20 protein-coding genes and 1 tRNA gene are annotated in these 21,052 nt (G+C 71.4%); 10 read left to right on the forward strand and 11 right to left on the reverse strand.

Features of this window, described 5'->3' with window-relative positions:
* Window positions 1-139: 139 nt before the first annotated feature.
* On the reverse strand, window positions 140-1,474 hold the full coding sequence (locus tag ACFWRV_RS26660; RefSeq protein WP_384338266.1) for a M20/M25/M40 family metallo-hydrolase: 1,335 nt from the start codon (window positions 1,472-1,474) through the stop codon (window positions 140-142).
* A 184-nt stretch (window positions 1,475-1,658) separates the two neighbouring features.
* On the opposite strand from ACFWRV_RS26660, the gene ACFWRV_RS26665 reads away from it, so the two are divergent.
* Window positions 1,659-1,746: transfer RNA gene (locus ACFWRV_RS26665), tRNA-Leu, on the forward strand.
* A gap of 62 nt (window positions 1,747-1,808) precedes the next feature.
* Window positions 1,809-2,747 (forward strand): RluA family pseudouridine synthase, encoded by a 939-nt coding sequence (locus ACFWRV_RS26670; RefSeq protein ID WP_384338267.1) that lies wholly within the window; start codon window positions 1,809-1,811, stop codon window positions 2,745-2,747.
* Between the two features lie 12 nt (window positions 2,748-2,759).
* Here ACFWRV_RS26670 and ACFWRV_RS26675 read toward each other — a convergent pair whose 3' ends face one another.
* From ACFWRV_RS26675 to ACFWRV_RS26685, 3 genes are all read right to left on the reverse strand, one after another.
* The gene (locus tag ACFWRV_RS26675; RefSeq protein WP_384338268.1) at window positions 2,760-3,389 is read right to left on the reverse strand and encodes an MBL fold metallo-hydrolase; all 630 of its coding nucleotides are present in this window, start codon (window positions 3,387-3,389) and stop codon (window positions 2,760-2,762) included.
* A complete protein-coding gene (locus tag ACFWRV_RS26680; RefSeq protein ID WP_384338269.1) occupies window positions 3,389-4,474 on the reverse strand; it encodes an S-(hydroxymethyl)mycothiol dehydrogenase in 1,086 nt (361 codons plus the stop codon). The genes ACFWRV_RS26675 and ACFWRV_RS26680 overlap by 1 nt, the downstream gene beginning before the upstream one ends.
* Window positions 4,475-4,544: 70 nt before the next feature.
* Window positions 4,545-5,246, reverse strand: coding sequence for a FadR/GntR family transcriptional regulator (locus ACFWRV_RS26685; RefSeq protein ID WP_384338270.1), 702 nt, complete (start codon window positions 5,244-5,246; stop codon window positions 4,545-4,547).
* 150 nt (window positions 5,247-5,396) lie between these two features.
* Here ACFWRV_RS26685 and ACFWRV_RS26690 point away from each other — a divergent pair, with 150 nt between their 5' ends.
* The gene (locus ACFWRV_RS26690; RefSeq protein WP_384338271.1) at window positions 5,397-5,906 is read left to right on the forward strand and encodes a gluconokinase; all 510 of its coding nucleotides are present in this window, start codon (window positions 5,397-5,399) and stop codon (window positions 5,904-5,906) included.
* An 11-nt stretch (window positions 5,907-5,917) separates the two neighbouring features.
* Window positions 5,918-7,315 carry a GntP family permease gene (locus tag ACFWRV_RS26695; protein WP_384338272.1) on the forward strand — a complete coding sequence of 466 codons (1,398 nt, stop codon included), beginning with the start codon at window positions 5,918-5,920 and terminating at the stop codon, window positions 7,313-7,315.
* A gap of 77 nt (window positions 7,316-7,392) precedes the next feature.
* Here ACFWRV_RS26695 and ACFWRV_RS26700 read toward each other — a convergent pair whose 3' ends face one another.
* Window positions 7,393-8,964: an APC family permease gene (locus ACFWRV_RS26700; RefSeq protein ID WP_384338273.1), complete on the reverse strand. Its 1,572-nt coding sequence runs from the start codon at window positions 8,962-8,964 to the stop codon at window positions 7,393-7,395.
* Between the two features lie 73 nt (window positions 8,965-9,037).
* On the reverse strand, window positions 9,038-10,009 hold the full coding sequence (locus tag ACFWRV_RS26705) for a hypothetical protein (protein WP_384338274.1): 972 nt from the start codon (window positions 10,007-10,009) through the stop codon (window positions 9,038-9,040).
* A 204-nt stretch (window positions 10,010-10,213) separates the two neighbouring features.
* Between ACFWRV_RS26705 and ACFWRV_RS26710 the strand changes: the two genes are divergently transcribed.
* Window positions 10,214-10,639: an ASCH domain-containing protein gene (locus ACFWRV_RS26710; protein ID WP_384338275.1), complete on the forward strand. Its 426-nt coding sequence runs from the start codon at window positions 10,214-10,216 to the stop codon at window positions 10,637-10,639.
* Between the two features lie 228 nt (window positions 10,640-10,867).
* On the opposite strand, the gene ACFWRV_RS26715 is transcribed toward ACFWRV_RS26710, so the two are convergent.
* Window positions 10,868-12,523, reverse strand: coding sequence for an FAD-binding dehydrogenase (locus tag ACFWRV_RS26715; protein ID WP_384338276.1), 1,656 nt, complete (start codon window positions 12,521-12,523; stop codon window positions 10,868-10,870).
* Window positions 12,524-12,633: 110 nt separating this feature from the next.
* Here ACFWRV_RS26715 and ACFWRV_RS26720 point away from each other — a divergent pair, with 110 nt between their 5' ends.
* The 3 genes from ACFWRV_RS26720 to ACFWRV_RS26730 are packed head-to-tail and all read left to right on the forward strand — an operon-like array spanning window position 12,634 to window position 13,888.
* Window positions 12,634-13,143: an NUDIX domain-containing protein gene (locus ACFWRV_RS26720; protein WP_384338277.1), complete on the forward strand. Its 510-nt coding sequence runs from the start codon at window positions 12,634-12,636 to the stop codon at window positions 13,141-13,143.
* A gap of 38 nt (window positions 13,144-13,181) precedes the next feature.
* Entirely contained in the window at window positions 13,182-13,577 is a 396-nt protein-coding gene (locus ACFWRV_RS26725; protein WP_384338278.1) for a YidH family protein, read from the forward strand.
* A complete protein-coding gene (locus ACFWRV_RS26730; protein ID WP_384338279.1) occupies window positions 13,574-13,888 on the forward strand; it encodes a DUF202 domain-containing protein in 315 nt (104 codons plus the stop codon). The genes ACFWRV_RS26725 and ACFWRV_RS26730 overlap by 4 nt, the downstream gene beginning before the upstream one ends.
* 101 nt (window positions 13,889-13,989) lie before the next feature.
* On the opposite strand, the gene ACFWRV_RS26735 is transcribed toward ACFWRV_RS26730, so the two are convergent.
* Both ACFWRV_RS26735 and ACFWRV_RS26740 read right to left on the reverse strand, forming a co-directional pair.
* A complete protein-coding gene (locus ACFWRV_RS26735; RefSeq protein ID WP_384338280.1) occupies window positions 13,990-14,925 on the reverse strand; it encodes an NADP-dependent oxidoreductase in 936 nt (311 codons plus the stop codon).
* A gap of 64 nt (window positions 14,926-14,989) precedes the next feature.
* Window positions 14,990-16,315 (reverse strand): enolase C-terminal domain-like protein, encoded by a 1,326-nt coding sequence (locus ACFWRV_RS26740; RefSeq protein WP_384338281.1) that lies wholly within the window; start codon window positions 16,313-16,315, stop codon window positions 14,990-14,992.
* Window positions 16,316-16,470: 155 nt separating this feature from the next.
* Here ACFWRV_RS26740 and ACFWRV_RS26745 point away from each other — a divergent pair, with 155 nt between their 5' ends.
* Window positions 16,471-17,493: a phosphotransferase family protein gene (locus ACFWRV_RS26745; RefSeq protein WP_384338282.1), complete on the forward strand. Its 1,023-nt coding sequence runs from the start codon at window positions 16,471-16,473 to the stop codon at window positions 17,491-17,493.
* 6 nt (window positions 17,494-17,499) lie between these two features.
* Window positions 17,500-18,750, forward strand: a complete 1,251-nt coding sequence (locus ACFWRV_RS26750) for an acyl-CoA dehydrogenase family protein (RefSeq protein WP_384338283.1) — start codon at window positions 17,500-17,502, stop codon at window positions 18,748-18,750.
* A gap of 83 nt (window positions 18,751-18,833) precedes the next feature.
* Here ACFWRV_RS26750 and ACFWRV_RS26755 read toward each other — a convergent pair whose 3' ends face one another.
* Together ACFWRV_RS26755 and ACFWRV_RS26760 are read right to left on the reverse strand one after the other, a co-directional pair.
* Entirely contained in the window at window positions 18,834-20,171 is a 1,338-nt protein-coding gene (locus ACFWRV_RS26755) for a M28 family metallopeptidase (RefSeq protein WP_384338284.1), read from the reverse strand.
* A 287-nt stretch (window positions 20,172-20,458) separates the two neighbouring features.
* Complete coding sequence (locus ACFWRV_RS26760) at window positions 20,459-21,052, reverse strand: TetR/AcrR family transcriptional regulator (RefSeq protein WP_205084723.1); 594 nt, start codon at window positions 21,050-21,052, stop codon at window positions 20,459-20,461.

Below are 21,052 nucleotides of genomic sequence, written 5' to 3' on the forward strand. Positions count from 1 at the left end.
TCCCAGCCGCGGACCGCAAACCTTGTAACGAGGAGGAATTGGCGGGGCTACGTGTGAACGGCTCGTTTCACTCGTTCGGACATGTCCGCACAGGTGGCCGAATCGACGACGAATCGACGGCGAATCGGTCGTGCGGCGGTCAGGAGTGGTCGATGAACCGGTCGAGCACCCGCACGCCGAACTGCAGACCGTCGACCGGCACCCGCTCATCGACGCCGTGGAACATCCCGGCGAAGTCCAGCTCCGGCGGCAGCTTCAGCGGGGCGAAGCCGAAGCCCCGGATGCCCAGGTCGTCGAAGGACTTGGCGTCGGTGCCGGCCGAGAGCATGTACGGCACGGCCCGGGCGATCGGGTCCTCGGCGACCAGCGCGGTCTGCATGGCGTCGACCAGCGCGCCGTCGAAGGTGGTCTCCAGCGCCTTGTCCGCGTGCACGTCCTCACGCCGGACGTTGGGCCCGAGGATCCGGTCCAGGTCGGCGAGGAACTCCTCCTCGTACCCGGGCAGGTAGCGGCCGTCGACGTGGGCGGTCGCCTGGCCCGGGATGACGTTGACCTTGTAGCCGGCGCCGAGCTGCGTCGGGTTGGCGGTGTTCTGGAGGGAGGCGCCGATCAGCTTGGCGATGCCGCCCAGCTTGGCGAGCGTCTCGTCCATGTTCTCCGGGTCCAGCTCAGTGCCGAGCGCGTCGGAGAGCTCGTCCAGGAAGTGCCGCAGCGTCTTGGTGACCCGGACCGGGAACTTGTGCCGGCCCAGCCGCCCCACCGCCTCGGACAGCTCGGTGATGGCGTTGTCCCGGTGGATCATCGAGCCGTGTCCGGCGGTGCCGTCCACGGTCAGCTTCATCCAGTGCATGCCCTTCTGGGCCGTCTCCACCAGATACAGCCGCAGGTTCTCGTTGACGGTGAAGGAGAAACCGCCGACCTCGCTGATCGCCTCGGTGACGCCCTCGAAGAGCCCGGGGTGGTTGTCGACGAGGTAGCGCGCCCCGTACGTACCGCCGGCCTCCTCGTCGGCGAGGAAGGCGAGCACGATGTCGCGCGGCGGCTTGCGGCCGGTGCGCATGCGCTCGCGGACGACCGCGAGGGTCATCGCGTCCATGTCCTTCATGTCGACCGCGCCGCGGCCCCAGACGCAGCCGTCCGCGATCTCCCCGGAGAACGGGTCGTGCGTCCAGTCCGCCGCGTTGGCCGGGACGACGTCGGTGTGCCCGTGGATGAGGAGGGCCGGGCGGGAGGGGTCCTCGCCCTCGATCCGGGCCACGGTGGAGGCCCGCCCCTTGTGCGACTCGAAGATCTGCGGCTCCAGACCGACCTCCGCGAGCTTCTCCGCGACGTACTCGGCCGCGAGCCGCTCACCGGGGCCGGAGTGGTCGCCGTAGTTGCTGGTGTCGATCCGGATCAGGTCACGACAGAGGTCGACGACCTCCTGCTCGGCGTTGCCACCGGTGACGGTCCGGCCCGTGCTGCTCTCGCTCACGCTGGTTCCTTCCACTGTCGCTGTGCTGCTCCTTCTCATCCTCCCGCGCCCACGGCGTACGCCCAAGGCCGCGCACCCCCCGTCACGCACCGTTCACAGCCATCGGGGCGTGATCGAGCACCCTCGAATGTTTGCTATGGTTTTCCACGTCGGAACGGGCACGGGCCCGCGAGACAGACACCTTGTCCGGGTGGCGGAATGGCAGACGCGCTAGCTTGAGGTGCTAGTGCCCTTTATCGGGCGTGGGGGTTCAAGTCCCCCCTCGGACACCAGCAGGAGCCCCACTTCGGTGGGGCTCTTTTGCGTCGTCGGACGGTTACGGAGAGGGGCGATGATGCGGGGTCGCAGGAAGCCGCCCGCCGCCCCGCTTCCCCAGCGGGACGGGATCGATGCCGTACGGGTGCGGTTGCCCGAGGATGCGGGGCGGATCTGGGCCACCGTCGGGGAACATCTGGTCGACCGGTTCGGTGGGGCGATCGGGGCGGACCGGGTGGCCGGGATGCTGGACGACGGGCGGTTCGTGGGGGCGGACGGGGTCGCCGTGCGGGGCTCGGAGCCGTACGCCGCCGGGCGGTACCTCTGGTTCCACCGGGACTTCGCGGCCGAGGAGCCGGTGCCCTTCCCGGTCGGGGTGGTCTACCGGGACGAGCGGCTGGTGGTCGCGGACAAGCCGCACTTCCTGGCGACGGTGCCCCGCGGGCGGCACATCACCGAGACCGCGGTGGCCCGGCTGCGGCGGGAGCTGGAGCTGCCCGAGCTGCAGCCCGCGCACCGGCTGGACCGGCTGACGGCGGGGCTCGTGCTGTTCGTGGTGCGGCCGGAGGACCGGGGCGCCTACCAGACGCTGTTCCGGGACCGGCGGGTGAGCAAGGAGTACGAGGCGCTGGCCCCGTACGACCCCTCGGTGGCCCTCCCCCGGACCGTGCGCAGCCGGATCGTGAAGGAGCGCGGGGTGCTCGCCGCCCGGGAGGAGCCGGGCGAGGCGAACAGTGAGAGCCGGGTGGAGCTCATGGGGCACCGGGGCGGCGTCGGGCGGTACCGGCTGCTGCCCGCGACCGGGCGGACGCATCAGCTGCGGGTCCATATGAACGCCCTGGGGCTGCCGATCGTCCACGATCCGCTGTATCCGGTGGTGGAGGCGGAGGGCGATCCGGACGACTTCTCGCGGCCGTTGCAGTTGCTGGCCCGGGTGCTGGAGTTCACCGATCCGCTCGGCGGGGAGCCGCGCCGCTTCGAGAGCGGGCTGCGGCTCTCCGCCTGGCCGGACCGGTGACGTACGCGGTGCTCAGTGGCCGCGCTTGATCCACTCGTCGAGCTGCGGGGCCTCCGCGCCGATGGTGGTGGGGTCGCCGTGGCCGGTGCGGACGGCCGTGTCGCCGGGGAGGGTGAGCAGCCGGTCCCGGATCGAGTCGATGATCGTGGGGAAGGACGAGAAGGACCGGCCGGTGGCGCCGGGGCCGCCCTGGAAGAGCGTGTCCCCGGTGAAGACGACTCCCAGCTCGGGGGCGTACAGGCAGACCGCGCCGGGGGCGTGGCCGGGGGTGTGCAGGACCGTGAGCGTGGTGCCCGCGACGGTCAGTTCCTGGCCGTCGGTGAGGGCGCCGTCGGGGGTGTGCTCCGGGTGGGTCTTCAGCCAGAGCGGCAGGTCGTCCGGGTGGAGCAGGATCGGGGCGCCGGTGGCCTCCGCGAGGGCCGGGGCGGCGTCGATGTGGTCGTTGTGCGCGTGGGTGCAGACGATGGCGCGCAGCGTACGGCCGCCGAGGGCGGCCTCGATGGCGGCGGCGTCGTGGGCGGCGTCGATGACGATCGCCTCGGTGTCGTCGCCGACGATCCAGACGTTGTTGTCGACGTCCCACTCGCCGCCGTCGAGGGCGAAGGTGCCGGAGGTGACCAGGTGGTCGATGCGGGCGCTCATCAGAAGACCACCACCGAGCGGAGGACGTCGCCGTCGTGCATGCGGGCGAAGGCCTGCTCGATGTCGCCCAGGCCGATCGTCTCGGTGACGAAGGCGGCGAGGTCGAGGCGGCCCTGCTGGTGGAGGTCGACGAGCATCGGGAAGTCGCGGGAGGGCAGGCAGTCGCCGTACCAGGAGGACTTGAGCGAGCCGCCGCGGCCGAAGACGTCCAGGAGCGGCAGTTCGAGCTTCATGTCCGGGGTGGGGACGCCGACGAGGACGACGGTTCCGGCGAGGTCGCGGGCGTAGAAGGCCTGTTCGTACGTCTCCGGGCGGCCGACGGCCTCGATGACGACGTCGGCCCCGTTGCCGTCGGTGAGGGCGCGGATCGCCTCGACCGGGTCGGCGGAGCGGGAGTTGACGGTGTGGGTGGCGCCCATCTTCTTCGCCGTCTCCAGCTTGCGGTCGTCGATGTCGACCGCGATGATCTTCGCCGCTCCGGCCAGCCGGGCCCCCGCGACGGCGGCGTCGCCGACGCCGCCGCAGCCGATGACGGCGACCGAGTCGCCGCGGCCGACCTGGCCGGTGTTGATGGCCGCGCCGATGCCCGCCATGACGCCGCAGCCGAGGAGGCCTGCGACCTCGGGGGCGACCTCCGGGTCGACCTTGGTGCACTGGCCGGAGGCGACCAGCGTCTTCTCGGCGAACGCGCCGATGCCGAGGGCGGGCGACAGCTCGGTGCCATCCAGCAGGGTCATCTTCTGCTTCGCGTTGTGGGTGTCGAAGCAGTACCAGGGGCGGCCGCGCAGACAGGCGCGACACTGGCCGCACACCGCACGCCAGTTGAGGATGACGAAGTCGCCGGGGGCCACATCGGTGACGCCCTCGCCGACCGACTCCACGACACCGGCGGCCTCGTGGCCGAGGAGGAAGGGGAACTCGTCGTTGATGCCGCCCTGCTTGTAGTGCAGGTCGGTGTGGCAGACGCCGCACGCCTGGATCTTCACGACGGCCTCTCCGGGACCGGGGTCCGGGATCACGATCGTCTCGACCCGCACCGGCTCGTTCTTCCCTGGTGCGATGACCCCTTGCACCTGCTGTGGCATAACCCTGGTCTCCCTGCTCCCGCGCTTCGCGAAGATCGATCGCGAACTACCGTACGCCTCGGGAGGCCCGCTACGGAGCGAGCACGTCCAGTTCGTGCAGGGCGCCCACCGCGATCTCCTTGGTGATGCGCTCGGCCGCTTCGGGGTCGCCCTCGCGGACCGCTTCGGCGAGGCGTACGTGGAGGGTGACGGCGGCCGGGTCGGGGTCCTCGAACATCACCTGGTGGTGGGTCCGGCCCGCCAGCACCTCGGCGACGACGTCCCCGAGGCGGGCGAACATCTCGTTGCCGGAGGCGTTGAGGACGATGCGGTGGAAGGCGATGTCGTGTTCGAGGTAGCCCTCCAGCTGCTGGCCGCGCGAGGTGGCGACCATGCCGAGGGCGCGCTCGGTGAGCTCGGCGCACTGCTCGGCGGTGGCGTGGCGGGCGGCGAGGCCGGCCGCGACCGGTTCGATCGCGGAGCGCAGCACGGTGAGGGAGCGCAGCTGGCGGGGGCGGTCGGCGCCGGCCAGCCGCCAGCGGATGACCTGGGGGTCGTAGACGTTCCAGGTCTCGTTGGGCCGGACGGTCACGCCGACGCGGCGGCGGGACTCGACCAGGTGCATCGACTCCAGGACCCGGATCACCTCGCGGATCACCGTGCGGGAGACGTCGAAGCGCTGGGCGAGCTCGTCGGTGCGCAGGACGCTGCCGGGCGGGAAGTGGCCGGAGGAGATCTCCAGACCCAGGGTGTCCAGCACATGTGTATGCAGTCCCTGGCTCTGTGTGGTCATGGGGCAAGCCTACGGGGCGGCCCTCGGGAACAAAAAGTACGACGTTTATGTCACAGACTCTTGAATACGTCGTACCTAATAGGTTTCAGTAGCGCGACGGACCGATGTCGAAGAAGACAGCGAGACACCCCCATGAACACCGCACCCCCCATGAGCACCCCCCACGTCGTCGTGGTGATGGGCGTAGCAGGAACCGGCAAGACCACGATCGGTCCCCTGCTCGCCGCCGCCCTCGGCGTTCCGTACGCCGAGGGCGACGACTTCCATCCCCCGGCGAACATCGCCAAGATGTCGGCCGGCACCCCGCTGGACGACGACGACCGGTGGCCCTGGCTGGACGCCATCGGTGAGTGGGCCCACGGGCGGGCGGGGCTCGGCGGGGTCGTCTCCAGTTCCGCACTCAAGCGGGCCTACCGGGACCGGCTGCGGGACGGGGCGCCGAACGCCCTCTTTCTGCATCTGACCGGTGACCGGGCGCTGATCGAGGAGCGGATGGCGGACCGCAAGGGCCACTTCATGCCCACCGCGCTGCTCGACTCGCAGTTCGCGACGCTGCAGCCGCTCCAGGCCGACGAGGCCGGTGTGAGCGTCGACGTGTCCGGCACCCCTGAGGAAATCACCCAGCGAGCCGTCGCCGCGCTGCGTCGGCTCGATACCTAAGGACCATCACCGTGACCAGTCTCAGCGTCGAGATGCTGGCAGCGGACGCCGCCGAACCGATCACCTCGGCAGGCAACGCTCAGCTGGGCATCGCCGTCCTGGCGGGCATCGCCGTCATCGTTCTCCTCATCACCAAGCTCAAGATGCACGCGTTCCTGGCGCTGACCATCGGTTCGCTGGCGCTCGGCTCCTTCGCGGGGGCCGCTCCGGCCGACACGATTCTCAGCTTCACCGCGGGCCTCGGCTCCACCGTGGCGGGCGTGGGCGTCCTGATCGCGCTCGGCGCGATCCTCGGCAAGCTGCTCGCCGACTCCGGCGGGGCCGACCAGGTCGTCGACACCATCCTGGCGAAGGCGAGCGGCCGGGCCATGCCCTGGGCGATGGTCCTGATCGCCTCGATCATCGGGCTGCCGCTGTTCTTCGAGGTCGGGATCGTGCTGATGATCCCGGTCGTGCTGCTCGTCGCCAAGCGCGGCAACTACTCCCTGATGCGCATCGGCATCCCCGCGCTCGCCGGGCTCTCCGTGATGCACGGACTGATCCCGCCGCACCCCGGCCCGCTGGTCGCGATCGACGCCCTGGACGCCAACCTCGGTGTGACGCTGGCGCTCGGCGTGCTGGTCGCCATCCCGACGGTGATCATCGCCGGTCCGGTGTTCTCCCGCTACGCCGCTCGCTGGGTGGACATCAAGCCGCCGGAGAACATGATCCCGCAGCGCCCGTCCGAGGATCTGGACCGTCGCCCGAGCTTCCGCGCGACCCTGGCGACCATCCTGCTGCCGGTCGTCCTGATGCTGCTGAACGCGCTCGTCGAGATCGTGGTCGACAACCCCGAGAACGGTCTCCAGAAGGTCACCGCGGTCATCGGCTCGCCGCTGATAGCCCTGCTCGCGGCCGTCCTGGTCGGGATGTTCACGCTCGGCCGGGCCGCCGGGTTCACCAAGGACCGGCTCGCCGGCACCGTGGAGAAGTCCCTCGCCCCGATCGCCGGGATCCTGCTCATCGTCGGCGCGGGCGGCGGCTTCAAGCAGACGCTGATCGACGCCGGGGTGGGCCAGATGATCCTGGAGTTCTCCGAGAACTGGTCGATCCCCGCCCTGCTGCTGGGCTGGCTGATCGCCGTCGCGATCCGCCTCGCCACCGGCTCGGCCACCGTCGCCACCATCTCGGCCGCCGGTCTGGTGGCCCCGCTGGCCGCCGACATGTCGACCTCGCACGCGGCCCTGCTGGTGCTGGCCGTCGGCGCCGGTTCGCTCTTCTTCAGCCATGTGAACGACGCCGGGTTCTGGCTGGTGAAGGAGTACTTCGGCATGGACGTCGGCCAGACGGTGAAGACCTGGTCCGTGATGGAGACGATCATCTCCGTGGTGGCCATGGCCTTCATCCTGCTGCTGTCGCTGTTGCTGTAGCCCCTCTCCCGTACGGCGATGACAGGCGCCCGCCCCGGTACGTCACCGGGGCGGGCGTTTCGCGTACGTACGCGGGGTCAGCGGCGGGCCGACTCGCTCTCGGCCGCCTTCTCCAGCTGGAACGCCTCGTTGCCGAGGCCGATCCGGGCGTGCACCTCGGGCTTGACCGAGCGCAGCACCGCCCCGTACACCAGGCCGCCGGCGAGCGCGAGGATGATCACGCCGGGCAGGAGCCAGTTGAGGGCCGAGCCGGGACCGGAGCCGACGAGGACGTCGAAGTCGCGGACGGTGAAGACGGCGATCGCCAGGAGCGCGAGTCCGGCGAGGGCCGAGGCGACCAGACGCGGGGCCTGCGCGCGGCCCGCGCCGCGCCTGACGAAGAAGGCGATGACGGCGAAGGAGGCGGCGGCCATCAGGAGGATGACGCCGAGCGCGCCGACGTTGCCCATCCAGGTGAACAGCCGCAGGACCGGGGCGGTGGGGTCGCCGACGGGGTTGTCGTCGGTGAACGCGAACGCCGCGATGATCACCACGGAGACGGCGCTCTGGAGCAGCGAGCCGGTGCCGGGAGCGCCGCTCGCCCGGTTGGTGCGGCCGAAGCGGGCGGGCAGCAGGCCCTCCCGCCCCATGGCGAACGCGTACCGGGCCACCACGTTGTGGAAGCTGAGGAGCGCCGCGAACATCCCGGTGACGAAGAGGATGTGCAGGACGTCGGTGAAGGTGGAGCCGAGCCGCTCCTCGGTGAGGCCGAACAGCATGCCGGGGCCCTCCTTGAGGGAGGTGTCGGCGATGGAACCGGGTCCGGCGGCGACGGTCAGGGCCCAGGAGCTGATGGCCAGGAACAGCGCGGCGTAGCCGACCGCGAGGAACATCACCCGGGACACCACGATCTGCGGGCGGCTGGTCTCCTCCGCGTACACCGGGGCCTGCTCGAAGCCGACGAACGCGGCGATGCAGAAGCAGAGCGCGGTGCCGAGCCCGGCGCCGGTGAGGGTCTCGGGGTTGAAGGCGTGCAGCGACAGGCCCTCGGGGCCGGGCTTGCTCACGGCGGCGATGTCGAAGATCACGACGAGGGCGCACTCGATGACCAGCAGGACGCCGAGCACCTTGGCGTTGAGGTCGATCTTCAGCCAGCCGAGGACGCCGACGAGGGCCGCCGCGAACAGGGCCGGTATCCACCAGGCCAGCTCGATGTCGAGGTAGGTGGCGAAGATGCCGGAGACCTCGAAGCCGAGGATCCCGTAGATGCCGACCTGCATCGCGCTGTACGCCACCAGCGCCACGAGCGAGGCGCCGGCGCCGGCGGTCGGGCCGAGCCCGCGGGCGATGTAGGCGTAGAACGCCCCGGCGTTGTGGACGTGCCGGCTCATCTCCGCGTAACCGACGCTGAACAGCATCAGGACGATGCCCAGGATGATGTAGAGCAGTGGCTGGCCGACGATGCCCATCACGCCGAAGACCGTGGGCATCACGCCGGCGACCACCATCAGGGGGGCGCTGGCCGCGACCACCGACAGCAGGAGGCCGGGGGTGCCGAGCCGGTTCGCGCGCAGGGCGCGTTCCTCACCCTTGTAGGTGTTGATCCCGCCGGTATCGGCCGTTCCCCTCGTGGTGCCGGTCTCACTGGAAAATGAACTGCCGGTCGACATGGCGGGGTTGGTCCCTTCTTGGTGAGCGTGGTGAGCGGGGTGGGGTGGTGTCCTTCGTGCTGCTCTTCGTGCTTTACGGGGTGCCGAGCGCGTAGGTGCGCGCGGCGGTGAACGCGGCGTGGGGTTCCCGGCCGGAGTAGGACCAAGGCGCGGCGGTGGCGTACGGGCCGATCCGGTGGAAGAGCGCGGCGGCCTCGGCGGGCCGGCCCTCGCAGACCTTGGCATGCGCCAGGAAGTTCAGGTCGAGGCGGTGACGCGGGTGGTCGTCGCGCTCCCATTCCAGCCACCAGTCGAAGGCGGCCTTCATCACCTGGCGCGCCCGGCGTCCGGACCAGTGCTCGGAGAGCGCCGGGTCGTCGGGCTCGATGCCGGCGGCGGCCAGGACGCGGTAGCGCTCGGCGTGGGCGATGACCGGGAGCACGGCCAGCGGGGAGTCGGCGGGGGCCAGTTCGGCGGCCCAGGCGGCGAAGTCGTACACCTCGTGGAGCGGGTCGTGGCCGCTCTCGGGGTTGCTCTCGGCCAGCAACGCGGTCATCACGTGGTGGGCGTGGTGGTGGTCGGGGTGGCGGGAGCGCACCTCCTCGAAGAGCCTGCCGGTCTCGTCCGTGCCGTCGTCGCGCCCCCGGTCCAGGAGGAGCAGCGCGAGCCAGGGAGTGGGGTCGTCGGGGGTGAGGCGGGCGGCGGCCAGGCAGGCTTCCCGGGCGCGGGCGGCGTCGTTCGCCCTGGCCTTGGGCCGCAGCGCGCGGGAGACCCGGGCGCAGGCGAGAAGGGTGGCGGCGTCGGCGCTCTCGGGTTCGACGAGCAGCCAGTCACCGGCCCAGTCCACGGCGGACGAGGTCTCGGCGAGGGCCAGCAGGCGATGGGCGCGGCGGTCCCAGTCCCGTCCGGTGTCCACCAGCAGGGTGCGCGCCTCCGACCATCTTCCCTGGGTGAACCGGCCGCGTGCGGCGATGAGTTCGTCGTCGTCGAGGGCCGGGTCGAAGACGTGGTCCGAGCGGCTGCCCCGACGACGGGAGCGGCCCAGGGGCGGCGGAGGCGGGGGCATGCCGCGGGCTTCTTTCGATGCGGTGTGCGAGCAGATGATCGCGCACAGCAAAGCGGTAGGCCATGGTCCACGTCAAGGGGCGTTGCCCGCCAACTACTTCGACGTGCCGGCCAGTTGGCTTGATCCGGTCGAACCGTCGGAGGTATCGGCGCAGCGTGCGGGTGGGGTGGGTGGGGCGGGGGTGACGCCTGACACACTGCGTGTATGGAGCCTCGTGAACCCCTCGCCCCCTTCCTCCTCGCCTTTCCCGGGCCGCTGCGGGACCGGTTGGTGGCGGCGGTCCTCTCCGGCGAGAAGGTGTCCACCACCGGGCTGCTGTGCGAGTACGAGCTGGAGCAGGAGGAGTTGCCTCCGGTGGGCGAACGCTCCGCGCTGATCGACTCGGACGGCCGGGAGGTCGCGGTGGTCGAGGTGACGGACGTACGGGTGCTGCCGCTGGGGGCTGTCGATCTGCGGCACGCCTTGGACGAGGGTGAGGGGTACACCTCGGTGGCCGAGTGGCGGGCGGGGCACGAACGGTTCTGGCACAGCGAGGAGATGCGGGAGGCGTTGGGGGATCCGTCGTTCACGGTGGACGACGGGACGATGATTGTGGCGGAGCGGTTTCGGGTGGTCGAGCGCATGAGGTGACCGGGCGGTGGGGCGTCCCGGGCTCGGGCGTCCGCGGGGTGCGGGCGGGCCTTCGGCCGGGTGACCGTCGGGGGCTCCGCCCCGGACCCCGCTCCTCGATCGCCGGAGGGGCTTGATTCGCGGGCCCGGTCCGCGGTGATCGGGGAGGGCTTGATGCACCGGTGCTCCGCGCCGAAACCCTCTCCTCGATCGCCGGAGGGGCTTGGAATGCCCGATGTGCGGGGGCGTCTACAGTGCCTGTGCCGCCGCTCGGCCCGCCGCCCGGCCCGAGAAGATGCAGCCGCCCAGGAACGTGCCCTCCAGGGAGCGGTAGCCGTGGACTCCGCCGCCGCCGAATCCCGCCGCCTCGCCCGCCGCGTACAGGCCCGGGAGCGGGGTGCCCTCCGCGGTCAGGACGCGGGAGGACAGGTCCGTCTCCAGGCCGCCCAGGGACTTGCGGGTGAGGATGTTGAGGCGGACGGCGATCAGCGGCCCCGCCGCCGGGTCCAGGATGCGGTGCGGCTTCGCGGTGCGGATCAGGCGGTCGCCGAGGTAGGCGCGGGCCCCGTGGATCGCGGTGACCTGGAGGTCCTTGGTGAACGGGTTGGCGATCTCGCGGTCACGGGCGGTGATCTCGCGGCGCAGCTCGGCCGCGTCGATCAGGCCGTCGCCCGTCACCGCGTTCATGCCCCGGACGAGTGCGTCGAGATCCTTCTCCACGACGAAGTCGGCGCCGTGGTCCATGAACGCCTTCACCGGTGCGGGCACGTCCGCGCGGGCCCGGCCGATCACGCCGCGGATGGACTTGCCGGTCAGGTCCGGGTTCTGCTCGGATCCGGAGAGCGCGAACTCCTTGCCGATGATGCGCTGGTTGAGCACGAACCAGGTGTAGCCGTGGCCGGAGCCCATGATGTGTTCGAGGGTGCCCAGCGTGTCGAAACCGGGGAAGAGCGGGACCGGCAGCCGCTTGCCGCGCGCGTCCAGCCAGAGGGACGAGGGGCCGGGCAGGATGCGGATGGCGTGCTGGGACCAGATCGGGTTCCAGTTCTCGATGCCCTCGGTGTAGTGCCACATCCGGTCGCGGTTGATGTGGTGCGCGCCCGCCTTCTCGGCGATGCCGAGCATCAGGCCGTCGACGTGGGCGGGGACGCCGGAGAGCATCCTCTCGGGCGGGGTGCCGAGCCGTTCGGGCCACTGGGCGCGGACCAGGTCGTGGTTGCCGCCGATGCCCCCGGAGGTGACGATCACCGCCTGGGCCTTCAGCTCGAAGGTGTCGGTGGCCTCCCGGCTGCTCGCGGTGCCGCGCTCGGCCGCGCTGGGCTCCAGGATCTCGCCGGTGACCGTGTCGAGCGCCCCTGCGGTACGGGCGAGGCCGGTGACCCGGTGGCGGAACCGCAGCTGGACGAGCCCCTTGGCGACGCCCTCGCGGACCCGCCGCTCGAAGGGGGCGACGACGCCGGGGCCGGTGCCCCAGGTGATGTGGAAGCGGGGCACGGAGTTGCCGTGGCCGGTCGCGTCGTATCCGCCGCGTTCCGCCCAGCCGACGACGGGGAAGATCCGCAGCCCCTGCTGGTGCAGCCAGGACCGCTTCTCCCCGGCGGCGAAGTCGACGTACGCCTCGGCCCACCTGCGCGGCCAGCGGTCCTCCTCCTCGCGGTCGAAGCCCGCCGTACCGAACCAGTCCTGGAGAGCCAGTTCCCGGCTGTCCTTGATCCGCAGCCGGCGCTGTTCGGGCGAGTCGACGAAGAAGAGGCCGCCGAAGGACCAGTGCGCCTGGCCGCCGATGGACTGCTCGGGCTCCTGGTCGAGAACGATCACGGAACGGCCGGCGTCGACCAGTTCGGCGGTGGCCACGAGCCCCGCGAGTCCTGCCCCGATCACGATCACATCAGCGTCGTACGCCATGGGTTCCATCCTGTCGGGGAGGGGCAGCCGGGAGACAAGTTACCCGTGCGTCAGATCTTGGGTACCCGCCGCTGTCACGTCAACCGTCCGGGTGCTGTTGGATGAATCGCATGACGCCCTCTGACGAGATCCTGGACATCGTCGATGAGAACTACGAGGTCATCGGGCAGGCCCCGCGCGGCGAGGCGACCGCGCGCGGGCTGCGGCACCGCTGCGTGTTCATCGAGGCGCGCGACGCGGAGGGGAGGATCTTCGTCCACCGGCGTACGCCCACGAAGCTGGTCTTCCCCTCGCATTACGACATGTTCGTCGGCGGGGTCGTGGGGGCGGGCGAGTCGTACGACGAGGCGGCGCTGCGCGAGGCGGAGGAGGAGCTGGGGGTCTCGGGGCTGCCGCGGCCCGAGCCGCTGTTCCGGTTCCTCTACGCCGACGGGAAGCACACCTGGTGGTCGGCCGTCTATCAGGTGCGGTGCGAGCTGCCGGTCTCCCCGCAGGTGGAGGAGGTCGCCTGGCACACGTTCCTGGACGACGCGGAGCTGGAGCGGCGGCTCGGTGAGTGGCCCTGGGTGCCCGACGGGCTTGAGGGGTACCGGCGGCTGCGGGAGTTCCGGTCCGCGTGATCCGGCCTCCGCGACAGGACACCCCCTAGGGTGCCCGTGTGAACAAGATCGCGCAGAGCGTACGGCTGTGGTTCGCGCCGCAGCGGATCCGGGAGGAGGGGGACACCCCCGACTACCGGTTCTCGCTGGCCAACGAGCGGACGTTCCTCGCCTGGATCCGGACGGCTCTGGCCCTGATCGGCGGGGGTTTCGCCGTCGACCAGTTCCTGCCGGAGCTGGTGTGGGGCGTCCGGGCCGGGCTCGCCCTCGGGCTGCTGGCCGCCGGGGTGCTCTGCGCGCTGCGGGCGGTCAACCACTGGGTGCGGTGCGAGCGGGCGATGCGGCGGGGGGATGACCTGCCGGTGTCCCGGTTCCCGACCCTGCTGAGTCTGGTGGTCGCCGTCGTCGCCGTGGCGATGGTGGTGGTGGTCCTCTTCGGCTGGGAGGGCGTGTGACGGCGGCGACGGACCGGGACCCCGGGCTGCAGCCGGAGCGGACGCGGCTGGCCTGGCGGCGCACGACCCTGTCCGCCACGGTCGTCGCGCTGCTCGCGGTGCGGCAGGCGCTGCACGGCGGGGTGACGCCGGCCGGGCTGGTCGCGGTGGCGCTGAGCGCGCTGGCCTGGGTGGGGTTCCTGCTGGTGGCCCACCGCCGGATGCTGCGGCTGGAGGCGGCACGGCCCGAGCCACTCCCGCCGCGCGGGGCGCTGGCAGCGGCGCTGTGCACGGTGGCGCTGGCGGTGTTCGCGGCGGCGATGCTGTTCTGAGCCCGAGCGGCCGGGGCGGACGCCTCCCCGCCCCGGTCACCTCCCCCGCCTCCCCGCCCGGTCACCTCGCCCGCCCCGGCCGCCTCACCGTCCCGGACGCCTCACCCGTCCCAGTCCACCGTCACCACGATCTTGCCGCGGGTCCGCCCCTCCTGGTTGAGCCGGTACGCCTCGGCGGCCTGTTCCAGCGGGAACACCCGGTCCACGTGGACGGTGACGATGCCCCGCTCGGCCAGCTCGGCGACCTGGGCCAGGTCGTCCGCGTCGGGGCGCACGAAGGCGTAGCGGCCGCCGTAGGAGAAGACCTCGTCGTCCGCGATGGAGGCGAGCCGGCCGCCCGGGGCGAGGGTGTCGGCCGAGGCCCTCAGGGCGTCGCCGCCCACCGTGTCGAAGGAGGCGTCGAAGCCGCCCGGGACCAGTTCCCGCAACCGTTCGACGAGGCCCTCGCCGTACTCCACCGGCTCCGCGCCCAGACTGCGCAGGTGCTCGTGGTTGCGGGGGCTCGCGGTGCCGACGACCCGGCAGCCGGTGTGCCGGGCGATCTGGACGGCGAGCGACCCGACGCCGCCGGCCGCCGCGTGGACCAGGACGGTGTCGCCCTCGCGGATCTTCAGGGTGCGGTGCAGCACCTGGTACGCGGTCAGCCCGGCCAGCGGCAGGCCCGCCGCCTCCTCGAAGCTCAGGCTCAGGGGCTTGCGGGCGAGGGTGCGCACAGGGGCGGCGACGTACTCGGCGAACGTGCCCCGGGAGAGGAAGTCCTCGCGTACGTAGCCGATGACCTCGTCGCCCACTCCGAACTCGTCCACGGCGACGCCCGGTTGCACGACGACCCCGGAGACGTCCCAGCCGGGGATCACCGGGAAGACGGCTTCGAGGGCCCCTTGGAGGTAGCCCTCACGGGCCTTCCAGTCGACCGGGTTGACGGCGGCGGCCCGTACCTTCACCAGGACGCTGTCGGGGCCGACCCTGGGGTCGGGCCGCTCGCCGTACTCCATGACGTCGGCGGAGCCGTACGCGCTGTAGCTGATCGCCTTCATTCCTCGACCTTCCGTGCAGGTCAGGGTTGCCGCAACTCAGGCGGTACGGCCGTGGGGCCGCCCCTCACCAGCGCGGGACCGCCGGCGTCGTCCAGCCCGGGTCGGCGGCGCGCATCGCCGCCGCGTCGTCGCGCTCGCGGTAGGTCCCGTCGTCCTCCAGCCAGCGCCGGTGCAGGGCGGCGAGGCGGTCGCGGTCCAGCTCGACGCCGAGGCCGGGAGCGTCGGACACCGTCAGCCGGCCACCGGTGAAGGTGTGGCGCTCGGTGATGACGTCCTCGGTCTGCCAGGGGTAGTGGCTGTCGCAGGCGTGACCGAGATCCGGCACGGTGGCGGCGACCTGGGTCATCGCGGCGAGGCTGATGCCGAGGTGGGTGTTGGAGTGCATGGAGAGTCCGACGCCGAACGTACGGCAGATGCCCGCCAGTTCCCGGGTCCGGTGCAGTCCGCCCCAGTAGTGGTGGTCGCTCAGGACGATCTGGACGGCGTCGCGGGCGAAGGCCTCGGGGACCTCGGCGAGGGTGGTGACGCACATGTTGGTGGCGAGCGGGACGTCCGTGCCCGCCGAGACGGCGGCCATGCCCTCGGTGCCGCTGGTGGGGTCCTCCAGGTATTCGAGGACGTCCTTCAGCCGGCCGGCGACGTACAGCGAGGTGGGGACGGACCAGGCGCCGTTCGGGTCCAGGCGCAGCGGGCGGCCCGGGAAGGCCTCGGCCAGGGCGCGGATCGCGGCGATCTCCCGGTCGGGCTCGAAGACGCCGCCCTTGAGCTTGAAGGAGCCGAAGCCGTAGGCGCCGGCGAAGCGGCGCGCCTGGGCGACGACGCCGGCCGGGTCGAGCGCCGCGCCCCAGTCGTCGTGCTCGCCGGGAACCGGGTGGGCGGCCCAGCGGTAGAAGAGGTACGCGCTGTACTCGACGGCGTCGCGGACCTTGCCGCCCAGCAACGCGTGCACCGGCAGGCCCAGTGTCCTGCCGAGGGCGTCCAGGCAGGCCACCTCGAAGGCGGAGGCGACCGAGAGCCGGATCTTCTCGGCGTTCCTGACCCCTCGCAGCCCCCCGGCGTCGACCCGGTCGTCGACCCGGTCGTCGACCCGGCGGTCGGCCCGGTCGTCGGCCGCGCGCGATGCGCCGCACGCCTCTTCGGCCGACGCGAACAGCCCGTTCAGATCGGTGACCGCCCGGCCGGGGAGCACCTCGGCCAGGGACCGCGCGGGCTCCAGGTAGGCGCCGTCGCCGTACGTCTCTCCCACGCCGGTCGCTCCGCCGCGGGTGACGACCTCCACGATGAGGCGCGGGGTGTACGGCTGGTGGACGCCCTGCGTGTTCAGCAGGGGCGGATCGGCCACGAGGATCGGAGTGAGCCGGACGTCTTCGATCAGCAGAGCTGTATCCATACATGAACTCTATTCAGGGATGCGTTTCCCCACCAGGGTCGGGACCCGCTTCCCGCCCGCCGGTTCCGGAGAGGCACTGGACGACATACCGACTGGTCGGCATCATGGTTCCCGATCGTCCCGTCGCCTCGTTCCGCCGCCCGGAGGTACGCACCATGAGCCCAGTCCCCCCACCAGGTCTCGACCCGGAGTCGCTGCGTGGCCATCTCGACCGCGAGCGTCCGGGGCTGGTGAGCGGACCCCTCGAAGCGCGGCTCATCGAGGGCGGCCGCTCGAACCTCACGTACGTCGTCGGCGACGGGACCGGGCAGTGGGTGGTGCGCAGACCTCCGCTCGGCCATGTGCTGGCCACCGCGCACGACATGACGCGCGAGCACCGCGTGATCAGCGGACTGCATCCCACCGCCGTCCCGGTGCCGGAGCCGCTGCTGCTCTGCGAGGACGACACGGTGATCGGCGCGCCGTTCTACGTGATGGAGTACGTCGAGGGCACCCCGTACCGCACCGCTGAGCAGCTTGCCCCGCTGGGCCCCGAGCGCACCCGGGCGGCGGTTCTCGGGCTCGTCGACACCCTGGTCGACCTGCACGCCGTGGACCCGGAGGCGGTGGGGCTCGGGGACTTCGGACGCCCCGACGGCTTCCTGGACCGGCAGTTGCGGCGCTGGGGCAAGCAGCTGGACGCCTCCCGCAACCGTGACCTGGCGGGCATCGACGAGCTGCACGCCGCCCTCGGCCGCGCGCTGCCCTCCTCCCCCGCGCCCACCGTCGTCCACGGCGACTACCGCCTGGACAACGTGCTGCTGGGCTCCGACGACCGGATCAAGGCCGTCCTGGACTGGGAGATGTCCACGCTCGGCGATCCGCTGACCGACCTCGGGCTGCTCGTGATGTACAGCTCCGACCTCGGGCTGCCGAAGTCGCCCGTCTCCACCACCAGCGGGGCCCCCGGGCACCCGTCCCCCGCCGAGCTGATCGAGCGCTACGCGGCCCGCTCGGGCCGGGACACCTCCGCCATCTCCTGGTACACCGCGTTCGCGTGGTTCAAGCTCGCCGTGATCCTGGAGGGCATCCACTACCGCTACACCCTCGGCCAGACCGTCGGCGCGGGTTTCGACCGGATCGGCGATCTGGTCCCCGTCTTCATCGCGCACGGCCTCACCACCCTCCAGGAAGGCTGAACCCCCATGGACTTCGCATTCGACGCCCGTACCGAGGAGCTGCGGAGCAGGCTGCTCGCGTTCATGGACGAGCACGTGTATCCGGCGGAGCAGGTCGCCGACGAGCAGCGGGCGCGGCTCGCCTCGCCGTGGGACACCCCGGCGGTGGTCGGGGAGCTGAAGGCCGAGGCCAAGCGGCAGGGGCTGTGGAACCTCTTCCTGCCCGACGCGGAGTACGGGGCCGGGCTGACGAATCTCCAGTACGCCCCGCTCGCGGAGATCACCGGCCGCTCCCCGCACCTCGCGCCGACCGCGACGAACTGCGCGGCCCCGGACACCGGGAACATGGAGGTGCTGTTCCAGTTCGCCACCGACGAGCAGAAGAAGCAGTGGCTGGAGCCGCTGCTCGCCGGGGAGATCCGCTCCGCGTTCGCGATGACGGAGCCGGACGTGGCGTCCTCGGACGCGACGAACATCGAGACGCGGATGATCCGGGACGGAGGGGGCACCTCCCGCTCGAGCGGAGCCGAGAGTGGGGGAAACTACGTCATCAACGGGCGGAAGTGGTACATCTCCGGGGCGATGAACCCGGACTGCGCGGTCTTCATCGTGATGGGCAAGACCGACCCGGACGGCGAGGACATCCGCCGCCAGCAGTCGATGATCCTGGTTCCCCGCGACACCCCGGGCGTCGAGGTGCGGCGCGCGATGCAGGTGTACGGGTACGAGGACCACTCGCACGGCGGCCACGCCGAGGTGGTCTTCCATGACGTACGGGTGCCCGCGGCGAACCTGATCGGCGAGGAGGGCGGCGGTTTCGCCATCGCGCAGGCGCGGCTGGGGCCGGGCCGGATCCACCACTGCATGCGGCTGATCGGGATGGCGGAGCGGGCCATCGAGCTGATGTGCCGGCGGGCGGTGGCGCGTACGGCGTTCGGCAAGCCGCTGGCCGCGCAGGGCGTCGTGCAGAACTGGATCGCGGACGCCCGGGTCACGGTGGAGCAGTTGCGGCTGCTGGTGCTGAAGACGGCCTGGCTGATGGACACCGTGGGCAACAAGGGCGCGCACACCGAGATCCAGGCCATCAAGATCGCCACCCCGCGCGCGGTGGTGGACATCCTGGACTCCGCGGTGCAGCTGTACGGCGCGGGCGGGGTGAGCCAGGACTTCCCGCTGGCGGAGCTGTGGGCCTCGGCGCGGACGCTGCGGCTGGCGGACGGTCCGGACGAGGTGCACCAGCGGTCGCTGGCCCGGCGGGAGATCAAGCGGTACGTGTGACGGACGGCGGTGCGGCCCCCTCCCGAGGTGCTCTTCGGGAGGGGGCCGCGGCCGTACACGTACACGTACTCGTGCGACAGGGCTCAGAAGGTGAGCTTCCAGCTGTCGATGTAGCCGGTGTCCTGCCGGGCGACGTCCTGGACGCGGAGCTTCCAGGAGCCGTTGGCCACCTCACCGGAGGCGTTGACCGTGTACGTCGTGATGACGTTGTCGGCCGAGTCGCCGCTGCTGGAGTTCTTCAGCCGGTAGGCGCTGCCGTCCGGTGCGAGCAGATCGACGACCAGGTCGCCGCGGTAGGTGTGCTTGATGTCGACGCCGACCTGAAGTGCGGTCGGGGCGTTGCCCGCTCGTCCGGTGACCGCGATCGGCGAGGTGACCGCCGCTCCGGCGTCCGGGATGGCCACGTCGGCGGTGTTACTGAACACGCCCTCGCCGGTGGGCGGTTCGCCGGTGCCGGAGGACAGGGTCCAGATGGCGTGGGCGGCGGCGTCGCTGTTGCGGTCCAGGGCGGTGTCGTTGATGTTGCTCAGGTTGTCGCAGGACGAGTGGTAGCAGCGGTCGAAGGCCTGGCCCGCGGTGCCGCCCCACTTCTGCGCCTGGGCGGCGGACTTGGTGTAGCCCGCGCCGGTGAAGAGTCCGCCGACGGGGACGCCGACGTTCTTGAACGGGGCGTGGTCGGAGCGGCCGTCGCCCTCGGTCTCGATCTCGGTGGGGATGTTCAGGCCCGCGAAGTAGTCCTTGAAGGTCTTCTCGATGACCGGGTCGTCGTCGTAGACGAAGTAGCCGGCGTTGGGCGAGCCGATCATGTCGAAGTTGAGATAGCCGGAGAGCTTGGAGCGCTCGGCGGACGGCAGGTTGTTGACGTAGTACTTCGAGCCGATCAGGCCCAGCTCCTCCGCGCCCCACCAGGCGAACCGCAGGTGCTTGTCGGGCTGGTACCCGGCGCGGGAGACGGCGAGCGCGGTCTCCAGCACGGCGGCCGAGCCGGAGCCGTTGTCGTTGATGCCGGCGCCGGAGGAGACCGAGTCGAGGTGGGCCCCGGCCATCAGGACCTTGTTCGGGTCGCCGCCGGGCCAGTCGGCTATCAGGTTGTAGCCGGTGGCTCCGTTGGAGGTGAACTGCTGGAGCGTGGTGGTGTATCCGGCCGCGTCGAGCTTGGCCTTCACGTAGTCGACGGACGCCTTGTAGCCGGGGCGGCCGTGGGCGCGGTTGCCGCCGTTGCCGGCGGCGATCGTCGAGAGCTGGGAGAGGTGGGCCTTGACGTTGGCCACGGGGATGTCGGGGGCGGCTGCGGCGGCTGCCTCCGGCGTCGGCGCTCCGGCGGCCTGCGCGCTGGGCGCGGCGGTCGCGAGAAGGGCCGCGAGGGCGACGGCGGCGACGGCCGCCGGGGATCTGCGCAGGGTGAAGCGGTTCGGTCTCATTCACGGGCTCCGGATTCCGTTGGGGACTGACGGAACGTGCGGGGGGTACCCGGCCGCGCGGTGCCCGGCCGGGTCCTGGAGCTGGCTGTGCGCGATGCGTGACCGATGCTCAAGGAAATGACAGTGCTCCGTCAAGAGCGGAAACCGGACAGGTCCGTTCTATTAACGAACGGACTTTCGACCGTGAACGCTGAAACCTCCGGAGGAGGCCGGACATACCTCATACATCCAGACTCGCCCCGTCGTGCGGAGCGGGCCACTTGATCGCTCCGCCGGGCAGACCCCGCCTACGGGCGCAGGGCCCGCAGCAGCAGGTCCGCGAGGTGGTCGGCGACCTCCTGGCGGCTGAGCGGACCGTCCGGGCGGTACCAGGTGGAGAGGTGGTGGACCGAGCCGAAGTGGTAGTCGACGACCAGGTCGGCGGGGGTGGCCGAGGAGAACACGCCGCTGTTCTGCCCCTCCTCGATCAGCGCCCGGAAGCGCTCGTGGTAGCGGCGGCGCTCGACGCGTACCTGCTTGTTCTTCTCGGGGCTCAGGTGGTGCATGGAGCGGAAGAAGATCGCCGCGTCGTCGAGGTTGTCGATGGTCGTGACCACCACGTCGGCCGCCGCGTCGCGCAGCCGCTGCTCGATGGGGGCCTCGGCGTCCGCGAAGGCGTCCAGGCGCTCCTGCTGGAGCCGCAGCACCCGGGCGTAGACCTCCTGGAGCAGGTCCTCCTTGGAGCCGAAGTAGTGGTAGAGCGCGCCCTTGGTGACGCCCGCCGCCTCGACGATCTCCTGGACCGAGGTGCGGTCGTACCCGCGCTCGGCGAAGAGCCGGGTGGCGGCGGCCAGCAGCCGTTGGGGGACGGGAGTGCCGTTCTGGTCCGTCGCCTTGGCCAT

Origin of the sequence: Streptomyces sp. NPDC058576 (assembly GCF_042718715.1) — a bacterium.
Lineage (GTDB): Bacteria > Actinomycetota > Actinomycetes > Streptomycetales > Streptomycetaceae > Streptomyces.